General features: G+C 73.5%; 14 protein-coding genes. All 14 read right to left on the reverse strand.

The features are described from left to right. Positions 1–43: 43 nt before the first annotated feature. Positions 44–1,186 carry a hydrogenase formation protein HypD gene (gene hypD, locus AW27_RS06010; protein WP_037915610.1) on the reverse strand — a complete coding sequence of 381 codons (1,143 nt, stop codon included), beginning with the start codon at positions 1,184–1,186 and terminating at the stop codon, positions 44–46. Next, a complete protein-coding gene (locus AW27_RS06015) occupies positions 1,183–1,557 on the reverse strand; it encodes a HypC/HybG/HupF family hydrogenase formation chaperone (protein WP_052030012.1) in 375 nt (124 codons plus the stop codon). The genes hypD and AW27_RS06015 overlap by 4 nt, the downstream gene beginning before the upstream one ends. After that, positions 1,526–3,931 (reverse strand): carbamoyltransferase HypF, encoded by a 2,406-nt coding sequence (gene hypF, locus AW27_RS06020; RefSeq protein WP_078555769.1) that lies wholly within the window; start codon positions 3,929–3,931, stop codon positions 1,526–1,528. The genes AW27_RS06015 and hypF overlap by 32 nt, the downstream gene beginning before the upstream one ends. Beyond that, on the reverse strand, positions 3,931–4,800 hold the full coding sequence (gene hypB, locus AW27_RS06025; RefSeq protein ID WP_037915608.1) for a hydrogenase nickel incorporation protein HypB: 870 nt from the start codon (positions 4,798–4,800) through the stop codon (positions 3,931–3,933). The genes hypF and hypB overlap by 1 nt, the downstream gene beginning before the upstream one ends. Positions 4,801–4,803: 3 nt before the next feature. Beyond that, a complete protein-coding gene (locus AW27_RS06030; RefSeq protein ID WP_037915606.1) occupies positions 4,804–5,199 on the reverse strand; it encodes a hydrogenase maturation nickel metallochaperone HypA/HybF in 396 nt (131 codons plus the stop codon). Positions 5,200–5,315: 116 nt separating this feature from the next. Further along, positions 5,316–5,420 (reverse strand): DUF6893 family small protein, encoded by a 105-nt coding sequence (locus AW27_RS34535; RefSeq protein ID WP_384447240.1) that lies wholly within the window; start codon positions 5,418–5,420, stop codon positions 5,316–5,318. Next, entirely contained in the window at positions 5,417–5,983 is a 567-nt protein-coding gene (locus tag AW27_RS06035; protein ID WP_037915604.1) for a hydrogenase maturation protease, read from the reverse strand. The genes AW27_RS34535 and AW27_RS06035 overlap by 4 nt, the downstream gene beginning before the upstream one ends. Next, positions 5,980–7,401 (reverse strand): hypothetical protein, encoded by a 1,422-nt coding sequence (locus tag AW27_RS06040; protein WP_037915601.1) that lies wholly within the window; start codon positions 7,399–7,401, stop codon positions 5,980–5,982. Before AW27_RS06040 ends, AW27_RS06035 begins: the two co-directional genes overlap by 4 nt. Then, complete coding sequence (locus AW27_RS06045) at positions 7,398–8,099, reverse strand: DUF6084 family protein (protein ID WP_037915599.1); 702 nt, start codon at positions 8,097–8,099, stop codon at positions 7,398–7,400. Before AW27_RS06045 ends, AW27_RS06040 begins: the two co-directional genes overlap by 4 nt. Then, the gene (locus tag AW27_RS06050) at positions 8,096–8,758 is read right to left on the reverse strand and encodes a DUF5947 family protein (RefSeq protein WP_052030011.1); all 663 of its coding nucleotides are present in this window, start codon (positions 8,756–8,758) and stop codon (positions 8,096–8,098) included. Before AW27_RS06050 ends, AW27_RS06045 begins: the two co-directional genes overlap by 4 nt. Further along, on the reverse strand, positions 8,755–9,282 hold the full coding sequence (locus tag AW27_RS06055; protein ID WP_037915596.1) for a hypothetical protein: 528 nt from the start codon (positions 9,280–9,282) through the stop codon (positions 8,755–8,757). Before AW27_RS06055 ends, AW27_RS06050 begins: the two co-directional genes overlap by 4 nt. Then, positions 9,279–11,063: a nickel-dependent hydrogenase large subunit gene (locus AW27_RS06060; protein ID WP_037915593.1), complete on the reverse strand. Its 1,785-nt coding sequence runs from the start codon at positions 11,061–11,063 to the stop codon at positions 9,279–9,281. Before AW27_RS06060 ends, AW27_RS06055 begins: the two co-directional genes overlap by 4 nt. Positions 11,064–11,162: 99 nt before the next feature. Beyond that, positions 11,163–12,218: an NADH-quinone oxidoreductase subunit B family protein gene (locus AW27_RS06065; protein ID WP_037915587.1), complete on the reverse strand. Its 1,056-nt coding sequence runs from the start codon at positions 12,216–12,218 to the stop codon at positions 11,163–11,165. 80 nt (positions 12,219–12,298) lie between these two features. Continuing rightward, on the reverse strand, positions 12,299–14,050 hold the full coding sequence (locus AW27_RS06070) for an enoyl-CoA hydratase-related protein (protein ID WP_052030010.1): 1,752 nt from the start codon (positions 14,048–14,050) through the stop codon (positions 12,299–12,301). Positions 14,051–14,821: the final 771 nt, after the last annotated feature.

The raw sequence follows: 14,821 nt of genomic DNA on the forward strand, positions 1-14,821 counted from the left end.
GGCCGGGCAGGTCCAGCCCGTGATGTCCAGGGTGGTACCGGTGTCAGACAACGGGGCTCGCCTCCAGCGGGGTGGTCGCGGCCGCGGGAGCGGTCCCGAGCTCCAGCCGCCGGTAGAGGTAGTACGCGGCGCAGGCCCCCTCGCTGGAGACCATGGTGGCGCCGAGCGGGCTGCGCGGGGTGCACAGGGTGCCGAAGGCCTCGCACTCGTGCGGCTTCAGCAGCCCCTGGAGCACCTCGCCGCTGCGGCACTCGGCGGGCTCGCGGGTGTCGATGCCACTGACCGAGAAGCGGTGTTCGGCGTCGAAGTCGCGGTAGCGCGCGGACAGCCGCCATCCGCTGTCCGGGATCACGCCGATACCGCGCCAGGCCCGGTCGGTGACCTCGAAGACGTCCTCCAGCATGGCGAGGGCCGCCGGGTTGCCCTCGGGGCGGACGGCGCGCGCGTAGGCGTTCTCGACGGTGTGCTCACCGCGCTCCAGCTGCCGCACGGCCCGGCGCACGCCTTCCAGGATGTCCAGCGGCTCGAATCCGGTGACCACGACGGGTACGCGGTGGCGCTCGGCCAGCTCCGGGTACTCGCCGACGCCCATCACGCTGCACACGTGCCCGGCGGCCAGGAAGCCCTGGACGCGACAGCTCGGCGACTTCATGATCGCCTCGATCGCCGGGGGCACCCGGACATGGGAGACCAGCAGGCTGAAGTTGCGGATGCCGAGCTTCTTCGCCTGGTGGACCGTCATGGCGTTCGGCGGGGCGGTGGTCTCGAAGCCGATGCCGAAGAACACCACCTGGCGCTGCGGGTTGTCCTGTGCGACGCGCAGGGCATCGAGCGGGGAGTAGACGACGCGTACGTCCCCGCCCTCGCTGCGCACCTGGAACAGGTCGCGGCCGGTGCCGGGGACCCGGAGCATGTCCCCGAAGGAGCAGAAGATCACGTCGGGGCGGGAGGCGATCTCCAGCGCCTTGTCGATGACCTCCAGCGGGGTGACGCACACCGGGCAGCCCGGGCCGTGGATCAACTCCACCTGTTCTGGCAGGAGTTGGTCGATGCCGTGCCGGATGATGGTGTGCGTCTGGCCGCCGCAGACCTCCATGAGGGCCCAGGGCCGGGTCACGGTGGCGTGGATGTCGTCGAGCAGTCGGCGCGCGAGGGCGGGGTCCTGGAACTCGTCGATGTACTTCACGGCCGGCCTTCCTCCTGGGCGTGCTGGGGTGCGGTGGCCTCTCCGGCGAGGGGGCCGTCGGCGAACGGCCCGTCGGCGAACGGCCAGGTGGAGTCAGCCCCGGCCTGGGCGGCCGCTTGCTCCCACGGGTCGCCGAACTCCTCCTGGAGCATGCCGAGTTCCTCGAAGAGGGCCAGGGTCTGCCGGGCCGACTCCTCGTCGAGGCGCTGGAGGGCGAAGCCCACGTGGACGATGGCGTACTCGCCGACCCGCAGGTCCGGCAGGTACTCCAGGCACACCTCCTTCTGGACGCCGCCGAAATCGACGGTAGCCATGCGGGTGCCGTCCTTCTCCCCGATGTCAAGCACTCTGCCGGGTACCGCCAGGCACATGGGCTTCTCCTCGCTGTGGGTGGTGCGATTGCTGCTCCGGGGTGGCGGCCGCCGCCACCATGAGCTGGCCGAGGGACAACCCGCCGTCGTTCGGGGGGACCCGGCCGTGGCGCAGGACGGTGAACCCGCGGGCCCGCAAGGCGTGGGCGCACGCGGAGGACAGCAGGGTGTTGGCGAAGACGCCGCCGGTCAGCGCGACGGTGTCCAGGCCGTGCCGCTCGCGGGCGAGTGCGCAGAGCTCGGTGACGAGGGCGGTGACGGCCGCGTGGAAGCCGCCGGCGACCAGCCTCGGGTCCGTGCCCGCGCGTACGTCGGCGACGACGGCGGTCAACAGCGGCGCCGGGTCGGCGACGACCGGGCCGGCGCCGGGGTGGTCCGGGACGCGCAGCCCGAAGGCGTAGCCGGGGCCGACCGCGGGGGCCCCGAGGGCCGCGGCCTCCAGCTCGATCGCGGCCTGTGCCTCGTATCCGGCGTGGTGGCAGACGCCCGCCAGCGAGGAGACGGCGTCGAAGAGCCGCCCCATGCTGGAGGTGGGAACGCAGTTCAGGCCCCGCTCCAGCTGGCGTTCCAGTACCCGCAGTTCGTCGGGCGGGCAGGCGGCGACGCACGGCAGGTCCGGGGTGCGGGCCAGGCCGGCGGCCCGCAGGTGGGCCAGGGCCATCCGGTACGGGCGCTGCACGGCCGCGTCGCCGCCGGGCAGCGGCACGTAGCCGAGGTGGGCGAAGCGGCTGTAGCCGGCGTAGTCGGCGAGGAGGACCTCGCCGCCCCACACGGCGCCGTCGTCGCCGTAGCCGGTGCCGTCGAAGGCGACGCCGATCACGGGGTGCTCGCCGTCCAGGCCGTGTTCCGCGAGGGTGGAGGCGATGTGCGCGTGGTGGTGCTGCACCCGCACCAGCGGCCGGGCTCCGGCCGTGCGCCGCGCCCACCGGGCGGAGCGGTAGCCCGGGTGCCGGTCCGCCGCGAGGAGGGCGGGGCTGACGCCGGTGATGGACTCCAGCTGGCGTTCGGCGCGTTCGAGGGCGTACTGGGTGGCCAGGTCGTCCATGTCGCCGATGTGCGCGGACAGCCAGGCCCGGTGTCCCTCGCCGAGGCAGAAGGTGTTCTTCAGGTCGCCGCCCGCCGCCAGGGTCGCGGGAACCGGCAGGGGCAGGTGCACCGGCAGTGGGGCGTAGCCGCGGGCGCGCCGTACGGTCAGCGTCTCGCCGTCGCAGACCCGCACCACGGAGTCGTCGCACGGAACGTGGACGGGCCGGTCGTGGGTGAGCCAGGCATCGGCGATCCCGGCGAGTCGCTCCAGCGCCTCCTCGTCGTCGGTGACGATGGGCTCACCGGCGAGGTTCCCGCTGGTCATGACCAGCGTGCGGGGGCCCGGCGGGTCTCCCGGCAGGCCGAGCAGCAGGTGGTGGACCGGGGTGTACGGGAGCATCACGCCGAGGTCGGGGCAGCGCGGGGCGACTCCTTCGGCGAGCACGCCGGGCGCGCCTTCGCAGACCGCGGCGGCGGCACGGCGGCGCAGCAGCACGATGGGCCGTACCCCGCCTTCGAGCAGGGCGCGCTCCTCGGGGCCGACGTGCGCGTACCGTTCGGCGTCGCGGATGTCCCGCACCATCAGGGCGAAGGGCTTGTCGCCGCGGGCCTTGCGGCGGCGCAGCTCGGCCACGACACCCGCGTGGGTCGCGTCGCAGGCGAGGTGGTAGCCGCCCAGGCCCTTGACGGCGACGATCGCCCCGGCCGCCAGGAGCCGGCGGGCCCCGGCGATCGGGTCCTCGTCCGGGGCGGGGCGGGGCGGCCGCCCGGTGAGCAGGGCCAGCCGGGGCCCGCACGCCGGGCAGGCGACGGGCTGGGCGTGGAAGCGGCGGTCGGCGGGGTCGCCGTACTCGCGGGCGCAGTCGGGGCACATGGGGAAGCGGGCCATGGTGGTGTGCGCGCGGTCGTAGGGCAGCCCGGTGACGATGGTGAAACGCGGTCCGCAGTGGGTGCAGGTGATGAAGGGGTGCCGGTGGCGCCGGTCGGCCGGGTCCGCGAGCTCGGCGAGACAGTCGGCGCAGGTGGCCACGTCCGGGGAGACGAGCGTCCGGGCGGGGCCGCCGGTGCGGGAGGCGACGATGGTGAATCCGGCGCCGCCCGCGACGGGGACCTCGTGGTGGTCGACCGCGTCCACGACGGCCAGCGGGGGCGCGTCCGCCGCGAGGTGCTCGCAGAACCGCGCGACGGCGGCCGGGGCGCCCTCGACCTCGGCGACGACGCCTTCAGGGGTGTTGGTGACGTGTCCGGTGAGGCCGAGGCCGGTCGCGCGCGTGTAGACGTAGGGGCGGAAGCCGACCCCCTGGACCACGCCGCGGACGATGACGCGGCGGCGCTGGACCGACTCCATCAGCGGGGCTGGGCGGCGGGTTGGGCGTGCGGGTGTTCGTGGTCGGGGCCGTGGGTGTGGCCGGGCCCGTGGTGGTGATGGTGGTCGGCCCCGTGGTCGTGGCCGTGGTCGTGGCCGTGGCCGTGCAGGTGTCCGCGGTCCTGGTTCTGGTCCTGGGTTTGTGCCTGTGCTTGTGCCTGCTGCCGGCGGGCCATCACCGGAGTGTGCGTCCTGGTCCCGTCGCCGGCCGCGAGCGCCCGGTCCAGCAGGAGCCCCAGGCCCTCGCCCTTGCGCGCCGAGGTCATGACGATCTCCACACCGGGGTTGACGCGTTCGACGTTGGCGCGGAAGGCGGCCTCGTCGAACTCGACGGCCTGCGCGATGTCGGTCTTGGTGACGACCACCAGCTGGGCCAGTCCGAAGGCGGTCGGGTACTTCAGCGGCTTGTCCTCGCCCTCGGTCACCGAGGCGAGCACCACGCGCAGCGACTCCCCCAGGTCGTAACCGGCGGGGCAGACCAGGTTCCCCACGTTCTCCACGAAGAGGATCCGGGTGTCCTCGGGCAGCCAGCCGTCCAGGTGCCGGCCGAGCATCCCGGCCTCCAGGTGGCACAGCCCGTCGGTGAGCACCTGCCTGACCGGAACGCCCGAACGGGCCAGCCGACGGGCGTCGTTCTCGGTGGCCAGGTCCGCGGTCAGCGCCGCGACCGGCACCGCTCGTTCACGCGCCAGGAGCAGCTCGCGCTCAAGGAGCGCGGTCTTGCCGCTGCCGGGGCTGGAGAGCAGGTTGACCACCGTCGTGCCGCGGGCGGCGAGCCCGGTGCGCAGGGCCCGGGCGGCGTCGTCGTTCTTGGCGAGTACCGCCTGCCGCAGATCGACCACTCGGCACATGGTTCAAGCCTCCTCGGGAATCGGTTCGCGGGTACGGGCACCGGCGGGGCCGTCCTCCCAGCGGACGCTGAGGATCTCCAGCTCGCGGCCCGAGAGCAGTTCGACGTCCGCGGCCCTGCCGCATCCGGGGCAGCACAGCTCAGGAGGCATCCCCACGGCCCAGGTGCCGGGGCAGGCCGCGCAGCGGGCACGGGCCGCCACGGGTTCGGTGACGAGTTCGGCTCCCGCGAGCAGCGTTCCGGCACAGGCCAGTTCGAAGCAGAAGGCCAGTGCGTCGGGCACCACCCCCGCCAACTCGCCCACCTTGAGCCGCACGGACGTGACGGCGTGCGCGCCGGCCGCCCCGGCGGCTTCTTCCACCTGGCCCACGACGGCCATGGCGATCGACATCTCGTGCATCGGACTCCGTCCTGCCGGGGCTCATTACACCGGCGGTACGGAGCTGCGGCCGTCGGGCACGCCGGTGCGCCGCGCCGCCCGTACGCCGTTCGGCGGGGGCGCGGCGCCGTCCGGCGTCACATCCTGCGCATGCGCAGGTAGCGCCTGAGGTCGGGAAGGACCTGGAGCACGACGGCGGCGAGGGCGGCGGCAGCGGCCCCACTGATGACGGCCTTCTTCATGGGGTTCTCCTCAGTTCACGGCGGGGTGCGCCGGCTTCGTCGGGAGCCGGCAGGTCGAGCAGGTCGAGAGCCATGCGGACGGCCTCCGGTACGGCGGCGGCCACGGGCGGGCTCAGCGCGATGCCCTCCTCGACGCAGCCGGGCTCGCAGCCGAGGACCAGCGTGCGCCGCGGCGGGGTGGCGCCGGTCCCGGCGCACAGGGTGTCCAGGAGTGCGAGGACGGTGTCGGGCGACATCTGGTGGCCGTCGAGTGCGGGCCCTTCGCCGGGTCCCGAGGCCGGTGTGCCGTCTGCGGTCGCGGCCGCCGTACCGGTGCCCGGCTGCACCTCGATGAGGTACAGGGTGCCCGGTTCGCCACCGCGGGCGGTGGCGTCGACCAGGACGAGCGTGTCGTAGCCGTCGAGGAGCTGGTAGGCGAGGTGGACCCCGCGCACGCCGAAGTCCACCACCTCGACCCCGTCGGGGAGCGGGTGGGCGGACAGGGCGCGTACGGTCTCCACTCCGAAGCCGTCGTCGCCGAGGAAGACGTTGCCGATGCCGGCGATCAGGACCCTGGGGTTCACGCGTCCTCCGGCAGGGTGACCTCGTCGGGCTGGAAGTAGAGGAAGCGGCCCTGTTCCCGGCGGATGTCGGCGCCGGGGTCGTCCTCCACCGTGACGGCGAGGTGCACTCCCCCGTCGACGTCGTGCAGGACGGCTTCGACCAGGGCGGAGCGGCCGTGGAGGAAGAGGTCCTGGGCGTCGGTGCGGCGCGGTCCGGGGCGCAGCAGGACGCGGCTGCCGGGGCCGACGGGGGCTCCGTCGATCGTGATCCGGTCCGGGGCCGGGCCGGCGGGGTCGGCGCCGGCCGGATCCCACCAGGGGGTGTCCGGCTTGAACAGCGCCTCCTCGTCGGGGATCCCGGAGGTCTCTTCCGAAAGGTGCGGGCCGGTGACCTCGCGCAGGGAGCGCACCGCTCCGTGCAGCCGTTCCAACACCTCGGGGGGCAGGGAGTCGGCGAGGTCGACGACCGCGGCCGCCCGGGCGTCGGTGCCGCGGGCCTCGCGCTTCTCCTGGTCGGTCAGGGCCGCCGTGCGCAGGGCCAGGATCTCGTCGATCTCGGTGGCGTCGTACATGGCGCCCGCGCTCTCGGGCGCGATGGCCGGGTGGTCCTCCAGGATGATCGGGGAGGACAGGACGACGTCGGCGCGGCCCGCCTCACCGGCGAGCACCGGCCAGGTGTGGCGGTTCGCGCAGGCGGCGACGGCCTCCCGGGCCCATTCGGGCGGGTCGGTCATGGAGAGGAAGGAACCGGAGTCGAGCCCCAGCAGGAGGTGGGCGGCGACCAGTGAACGGGGCAGGGCGGCCTCGCGGTCGGCCCCGGTTCCCGCCGCGGGGGTCCACGGGCTGGTGTTCTCCACGACGGCGGTGAGCCGGAACACCCGGTAGGCGCCGTCGAGTTCCACGGCGCGCAGCCGCAGTACGCCTTCGAGGGGCTCGGTGCGCCGTACCAGGCGGCCCGCCGTCCGCCCGTCGGCGTCGAGGACGGTCTCGATGTCGTCGCGTGCGGGGCGGGTGAACGGGACGGTGACGCCGTCGCCGGTCAGCCCGCTGACGGGGACGGCCAGTTCGACGTGTTCCTCGGTTCCTTCGTCCCAGGGCACGAGGACCCGGTCGGCCAGGTGCAGCTCGTCGACGTCGTCGAAGCCGCCGTCGTCCCGGGCCTGTTGGACCGTGCGCCGCTGCGCGTGCAGGAAACGCAGCTCCAGGGCGAGCGTCGCGTCACCCTTCGGCTCCATCAGTACCTCGGTCCGCTGGAAGGCGTGCTCGCCGTGCGCGGGGCCCCACGCGGGGGGCACGAGGACGCCGAACTGCCAGCGCATCCGGTTCTTGGCGGCGGAGGCCCGGTAGGGGTAGAGCACGTACCCTTCGAGGAGGACGGCGTCGGCCACCTGACGGGCGGCGGCGAATCGGGGGTCCGCGGCGGCGGTGGTCGCGGTCACGGGGCCGTCCTCTCGGTGAGGCGGGGCCGCAGCCCACCCGGCCGGACGGTCCCGGGCGGGGGCGGGGGTGCGGGATCGGAGGCGCCCAGCAGCGCGCGTACGGTCGCCTCCCAGGAGGCGAGCGCGTGGCGGGAGCGGTAGGCGAGCAGGTCGGCCATCAGGTCCGCGGGCAGCCGGAGCCAGCCGCAGCCGGGGAAGTGCTGCTCGATCATCTCCCGCCAGACGGCCACCGGCATCCGGTACGCGGCTTCGCGGTCCCAGGGCACCGGCTCGACCCGGAAGCCCCCGTCGCCGGTGAAGGCGGTGCCGGAGAACAGCATGAGCAGCGGGACTTCGCCGTCCCGGAGGGCTTCGAAGTACCGGGTCGCGGCGATGTCCATGTCGTAGGTGCAGGGCACGACCAGGTCCGTCTCGGTCTCCCCGGTGAAGCCCGGCACCATGACCGGCACCTGGGCGAACTGCACGGGCTGGAGCGTGGTTCCCCAGCGGGAGCGTTCGCCGAAGAGGTCGGCGAGGCCCTCCGCCTCGGCCGGGCCGTAGCCGCGCCGGGCCGGTTCGATGCGGATCTGGCAGCGCAGGGCGAGGGCGTGCACGCGGGTGTCCGGGTCGGCGGTGACGCGCAGCCGGAAGACGAGGGTGGGGCCGGCGGCGTACGGGTCGGCCCGCACGCCGGTGCAGGTGAACGCGAAGCCCGTCATGACCGGTCCCCCGCGGGGGCCGCGGCGGCCACGGGCCGGGCGCGCCGCTCGACCTCGTCGAAGAAGGCGCCGAGCGCGGCCCGTGCCTCGGCTCCTCCGTCGAAGCCCTGCCACAGCATCCGCATCCGGCCCACCAGTTCGTAGCAGACGTCGATCGGCACGAGGTAGCAGCCGGAGCGCCCTTCCCAGCGGTGCACGAGGAGCGCTTCCGTGTCCGGTTCGAGAAGGGCGGCCAGCGGTCCGCCGTCGAGGACCTGCTGCCAGGTCTGCGGATCGAGTTCGCTCTCGGTCGCCCCCGCGGGGCTGGGGTAGAGGGCGACCAGCCGGTCCAGTGCGGCGTTGCGGAAGAAGAAGGCGACGCCGACGGGGATCTGGAGGCGTTCCCACACCCCGGCGTCGAGCCGGTGGCCGGGGTCGGTCAGGTAGCGGTCGGGGACGGCGCGGTAGCGGCCGGTCCGGGTGCCGGGCCGGTCGAACAGCAGCGCGCAGGCGGTGCAGGCGCAGACCAGTGTCCGCTTCTCGGTCTCCACCAGGTGGCGGTGCCCGTCCGGGGGCACCGCCGCCCCGCACAGCTCGCAGGTTTCGGGCTGCGGCGGGCGCGGGGCGGTGAACCGGCGCAGCCCGCGCGGGCCGCCCGCGCCGACGGTGGGCCCGGTCACGGAACCCGCGCCGGGCTGGGCGGCCGGGTGCCGATCTGCAGGAGTGCGGGCTGCGGGGCCGGAGCGGGCTCCATCTCCACCCCGGTGACCTCGGGGGCGAAGCAGGTCAGGGTGTCCTCCAGCGTCCGCCGCCCGGCCTCCTCGCCGCCGGGGCCGCAGCCACAGCCGGTGGGAGCGGCCGCGGGGCGCAGCCGCAGGACGCCGGTGGCCTCGTCGAAGCCGATCATTTCCACTGGTTGGGGTGCGCCGGCCAGGGCTCGGGCGATCCGGGTGTGGACGTCCTGGGGGTGCAGGCCGTGCAGGGAGAGCAGGCTCGCGACGAGTTCGTCGTCCGCGGCGGCGGCCAGTGGGCCGTCGCCGAGCTTCGCGGCGATCCGGGCCAGGCCCGCGCCGTAGAACTCCATGAGTACGCGCACCAGTTCCTCGGCGGCCGCGCACGCCTCGCGGTCCCCGGTGGCGGCCAGCCGGTCGAGGACCTCCTCGACGCGGCGGCCCGCCTCCCGGGCGTCGACGGCCGCGCTCATCCGCCCAGTCCGCTCAGGCCGGTGGGAACGTGCATCGTCTTGACGGTCTTGCCGCCGCCGACGTACATGTGGACGCCGCAGGGCAGGCAGGGGTCGAAGCTGCGCACGGCGCGCATGATGTCGATGCCCTTGAAGTTCTCCGGGGTGTTCTCCTCGAAGATCGGGGTGTTCTGCACGGCGTCCTCGTACGGTCCGGGCGTGCCGAAGGTGTCGCGGGTACTGGCGTTCCACGGCGTGGGCGGGTACGGGTGATAGTTGGCGATCTTGCCGTCGCGGATCACCATGTGGTGCGAGAGGACGCCGCGGACGGCCTCGGTGAAGCCGACGCCGATGGACTCGTCCGGCACCTCGAACTTCTCCCAGGTCTGGGTGCGTCCGGCACGGACCTCGGCGAGGCCCTTCTCGGCGCAGTGCAGGGCGATGGCGGCCGCGTACGCCTGGAAGTAGGTGCGGGCGCGGTTGCGCTCCAGGGCGTTGCTCCACTTCGGGATCTTCCACTCGAAGCGGGTCTCGGGCTTGGTCATCGTGCGGGGCAGGTTGATGACGACGCTGTGCCCGGTGGCCTGGACGTAGCCGACGTCGACGAGGCCGGAGAGGGCCGTGGACCACAGGCGGGCGATGGGGCCGCCGCCGGTGTCGAGGGCGAGGTGGTCCTTGCCGTCGAACCAGCGCGGCGACATCACCCAGCTGTACTTGTCGTCGAAGTTGCGCTTCTGCGGTGCCGGGATGGTGTGCTGGTTCCACGGGTGGCGGGGGTCGACCGGGTTGCCGAGCGGGTCGTGCGTGACGAACTGCTCCTTGCCCTCCCAGTCGTCGTAGTACGAGCTGCCGAGCAGGATGCGAATGCCCAGGTTGATCTGGGTGAGGTCGTTGGTGACGAGCTTGCCGTCCACGACGACGCCGGGGGTGACGAACATCTTGCGTCCCCAGTCGGTCATGTTGGCGTAGGTGAAGTCGCAGTGCTCGGGGTCGTTGAGCGCGCCCCAGCAGCCCAGCAGCACCCGGCGGCGGCCGACCTCCTCGTAGCCGGGCAGGGCCTCGTAGAAGAAGTCGAACAGGTCGTCGTGGAGCGGGACGACGCGCTTCATGAACTCGACGTACCGCATGAGGCGGCTCATGTAGTCCGTGAAGAGCTGTACCGAGGCGACGGTGCCGACGCCCCCCGGGTAGAGCGTGGAGGGGTGCACGTGGCGCCCCTCCATCAGGCAGAACATCTCGCGCGTGTAGCGGCTGACCTGGAGGGCCTCGCGGTAGAACTCGCCCTCGATGGGGTTGAGGGAGCGCATGATGTCGGCGATGGTGCGGTAGCCGTGGTCGCCCGCGTGCGGGGCCTCGGTCCGCTCGGCCAGCTCCAGGACGCCGGGGTTGGTCTCGCGGACCATCTTCTCGCAGTAGTCGACCCCGACCAGGTTCTCCTGGAAGATGTTGTGGTCGAACATGTACTCGGCGGACTCGCCCAGGTTGATGATCCATTCGCCGAGGTGCGGCGGCTTCACCCCGTAGGCCATGTTCTGCGCGTAGACGGAACAGGTGGCGTGGTTGTCGCCGCAGATCCCGCAGATGCGGCTGGTGATGAAGTGCGCGTCGCGGGGGTCCTTCCCGCGCATGAAGACGCTGTAACCGCGGAAGACCGAGGAGGTGCTGTAGCACTCCGCGACGCGCTTCTGCTTGAAGTCGATCTTCGTGTGGATGCCGAGGCTGCCGACGATCCGGGTGATCGGATCCCAGGCCATCTCCACCAGGCCGCTGCCGTCTCCGGCCGCCTTCGTGTTCGGTGCCATCGTGTCTGCCGTGACCCTTCTTCGGTGCGTGCGGGGGGTGCGGTGCGTGCGGTGCGTTTCCGGGCGCTGTCTGCGGGAGGGTGCGGGGCGCGCGGCCCGTCACCAGGGCGGGCGGTAGCCCGTGGTCAGGCTGCGGCCGCTGCGCCGCCACTTCGGCTCCTCGTCCACGGTGTGGGCGGTGACGGAGCGGAGCTTGCGGATCAGGGCCCCGTAGGCCCCGCTCGCGGTGACGGAGACCTTCGCACCGGGGGGCTCGTCCATGAAGGGCATGAACTTGTCGGGGAAGCCGGGCATGGTGCAGGCGATGCAGATGCCGCCGACGTTGGGGCAGCCGCCGATGCCGTTCATCCAGCCGCGCTTGGGAACGTTGCACTTCACGACGGGGCCCCAGCAGCCCAGCTTGACCAGGCACTTCGGGGAGTCGTAGGTGTCAGCGAACTGGCCCTGCTCGTAGTAGCCGGCGCGGTCGCAGCCCTCGTGCACGGTCGCACCGAACAGCCAGGTGGGGCGCAGTTTGTCGTCGAGGGGGATCATCGGGGCCGATCCCGCCGCCTGGTAGAGCAGGTAGGTGAGCGTCTCCGAGAAGTTGTCCGGCTGGATCGGGCAGCCCGGCACGCACACGATGGGGATGCCGGCCCGGGACTTCCAGTCCCACCCCAGGTAGTCGGGCACGCCCATGGCGCCGGTCGGGTTGCCCTCCATGGCGTGGATGCCGCCGTAGGTGGCGCAGGTGCCGATGGCGACGACGGCGAGTGCCTTGGGGGCCAGCCGGTCGATCCACTCACTGGTGGTGATGGGCTGACCGGTCGCCGGGTCGTCGCCGAACCCGCACCAGTAGCCCTCGGGCTTGATCGACTCATTGGGGATCGAGCCCTCGACGACGAGGACGAACGGATCGATCTCGCCGCGCTCGCCCTTGAAGAACCACTCGATGAACGTGTCCGCGCCGCCGACCGGACCGCATTCGAAGTCGATCAGGGGCCAGTGAACGGCGATCTTGGGGAGTCCCGGCAGGGTGCCGGTGACGATCTCCTCGATGCTCGGCTGCATCGCCGCCGTCAGGGACACGGAGTCGCCGTCGCAGCTCAGACCCGCGTTGATCCAGAGGATGTGGACCACGGGGTCTTCGACCGGGTCCTTCGTCGCTGCGGCCATGCGCTGCCTCCTCGGGGAGGGGATCAGGATGTGGGAGGGACGGGGCGCGGAGGCGGTCCGCCTCGGCCCCACGTTTCTTGCTAACAGCTGCGGGGGCCGGGTGCCGCGTCCGGTTCGGCCAGTCCAGTGACGCCGCGCCGGTCCGCGGCGGCGCGGGCGAGGTGGTGCGGGGTCGCCGCCGGGCGCTCCTTGCGGACGAAGGCACGGCGCAGCGCGTGGTAGGGGGCGTGCGGGTCGTCGAAGGTCCGCCGCATCCGCGCCAGCTCGTCTTCCCGGTGGGCGGCCAGCGGGCGCCGCGCCTCGTCGCGCTCGCGTGCGGCCTTCTTCGCAGCGATCCGGGACGCGGTGGCGGGCACGGCGGCGAGACGGACCGCGAGGCGCTGCGTCTCGCGGGGGAAGTCTCCGGGCGCGCAGGGGACCGTACGGTCGACCAGTCCGAGCCGGTGCGCGGCGGCGGCGCTCAGGGGCAGTGCCTCGGTGGTGAGGCGGTCGGCGAGGGCTGGGCCGACCCGGCGGGGCAGGGTGTACGTCCAGTACTCGGAGCCGTACAGGCCCATCAGGCGGTAGTGCGGGTTCAGGACGACGCCGGTGCGGCACCAGACCTCGTCGGCGGCGAGGGCCAGCATGGCGCCGCCGGCGGCGGCATTGCCGCCGAGCGCGCTCACCACGAGCCGGTCGGTGGTCGTCAGGACCGCCTCGACCAGGTCGTCCATGGCGTTGATGTTGGCCCAGGACTCCTCGGCGGGGTCCGCGGCGGCCTCGATGACGCCCAGGTGGATGCCGTTGGAGAAGAAGTCGCGGCCGCCGCCCAGGACCAGGACCGTGGTGGGGCGGGTGCAGGCGGTCCGGTACGCGTCGAGCAGCCGGCGGCAGTGCGTGGTGCTCATGGCGCCGCCGGGGAAGGAGAACGACAGGAAGCCGGTCCGCCCTTCCTCGTGGTAGCCGATGTCGGACCAGGCGGGGCGGTACGGGCCGGCGTCGGGCGGGGCCGGGAGTTCGGGGAGCGGGGGCAGCCGGTCGAGCCGGTCCGCGAGGGCGAGGGTCGCGGGCAGCCGGGGGGTGGCGGGCCGGCCCGCCACCCGGGGGGCGCGCAGCTCGGGGATCCACACGGCACCGTCGGCGGTGGCCCGGCAGACGGCCCCGGACCGGGTGGCGAGCAGCTCGCCGGGGCGGCCGCGCAGGCCGTCCTCACGGTGGCCGCCGTGCAGGTACCAGTCGGCGCCGAGCAGGTGGTCGGGTACTCCGGGCTGCGAGTCGGCGGCGCGCAGCAGGCGCAGGACGCGCTCGGTGCCGTCCGCGGCCCAGTCGATCCGGCGGTCGTGTCCGCGCACGGCCGGCCGGGCCCGGCCGGCCGCCTGGGGGCGCGGGCGGTACGTGCCGGAGGCGAAGCGCTCGACGGCGAGCAGGACGGCCGCGAGCGCGGCGTCGGCGATCTCGCCGCGGTAGAGGTCGCTCTTGCCGACGGGGGGTACCGGGCAGTCGACGGTGGCCCAGACGTCCCCGGCGTCCATCTCGGCGTTGGCCTGGAGGACCGTGACCCCCCACCGGGTCTCGCCGTCCTGGACGGCGTGGTCGAGGGAGGAGGGGCCGCGGTCGCCCACCGGTCCCGGGTGGAGGACGAGGCAGGTGTACGCGGCCCAGACGTCCTCGGGGATGGCAGTGCGCAGCATCGGCGCGAGGACGAGGTCGGGCCGGTGGCGGCGCACGGCGTCGCCCAGGGGGGCGTCGGGCAGGGCCAGTTCGACGGCCACCCGGTGGCCGTGGTCGCGCAGCTCGGCGTGGACTCGCTGGGTGAGGCTATTGAACGCGCTCGCGACGAGCAGGACGTACACGGGGTCTCCCGGCGGCGGCCCGGGGCCGCCCTGTCGCGGTGCCGGGTCTGATCGGCGGCTGGTCGCCGGAGCACGTCCGGCCGCCTGCGATGCTCGTCCCCGCGGGGCGGGCGGTGGCCGAAGCGGAGCGGCGATGTCACCCGAAAGCGCCGGGGGGCACGGCCGCTCGGCCCACCGCCGTCCCGGCGGGGCGGTACGGGCCGGCGTCGGGCCGCAGCCCCGGAACCCTGGCCGGGGCGGGCCGTACCGGCCGTACGGGCGGGCCGCCGGCTCACGGGGCGGTCGCTCCGCGGTCCCGGGGAAGGCTCCTCGGCTCGCGCCCGCGGCGGGTGCGTAATCCACGGTGGCGCCGAGAAGATATCGAGCCGGACTGGCAGGATGCCCCCGCCCGAAGCGATCGTTTTCGCACAGCACGTTTCGACGGCGGCCGTTCGGGGTCCGATGCCGTCGTCCCCGATCGGACGCATCAGGTGCCGCCCTTCCACCATTTCCACCCCGGCCGATGCTGGCCGAAATCGCTCGGGTAGCCCGGAGTTTCTGCCGACTTCCGGCCATTCAATGCGAGTTGACCGAGCAGCGAGGGTCAACCTAAGGTTTGGGCCAGTACTGCCCAGTACTCCCCATTCAGCTTTGACCCTTTCCATGCGGCGCTCCGCCGAGCCCCCACATTGCAGGAGCCACCGCGGAGGACACCGGCGCCGTGCGTCGCTTTCGCCGTCCCGCCCGTCGGCCCGCACCCGGCGGGAGCAGCCGATCCGGCACCGAATGAGG

This window comes from Streptomyces sp. PCS3-D2 (assembly GCF_000612545.2).
Lineage (GTDB): Bacteria > Actinomycetota > Actinomycetes > Streptomycetales > Streptomycetaceae > Streptomyces.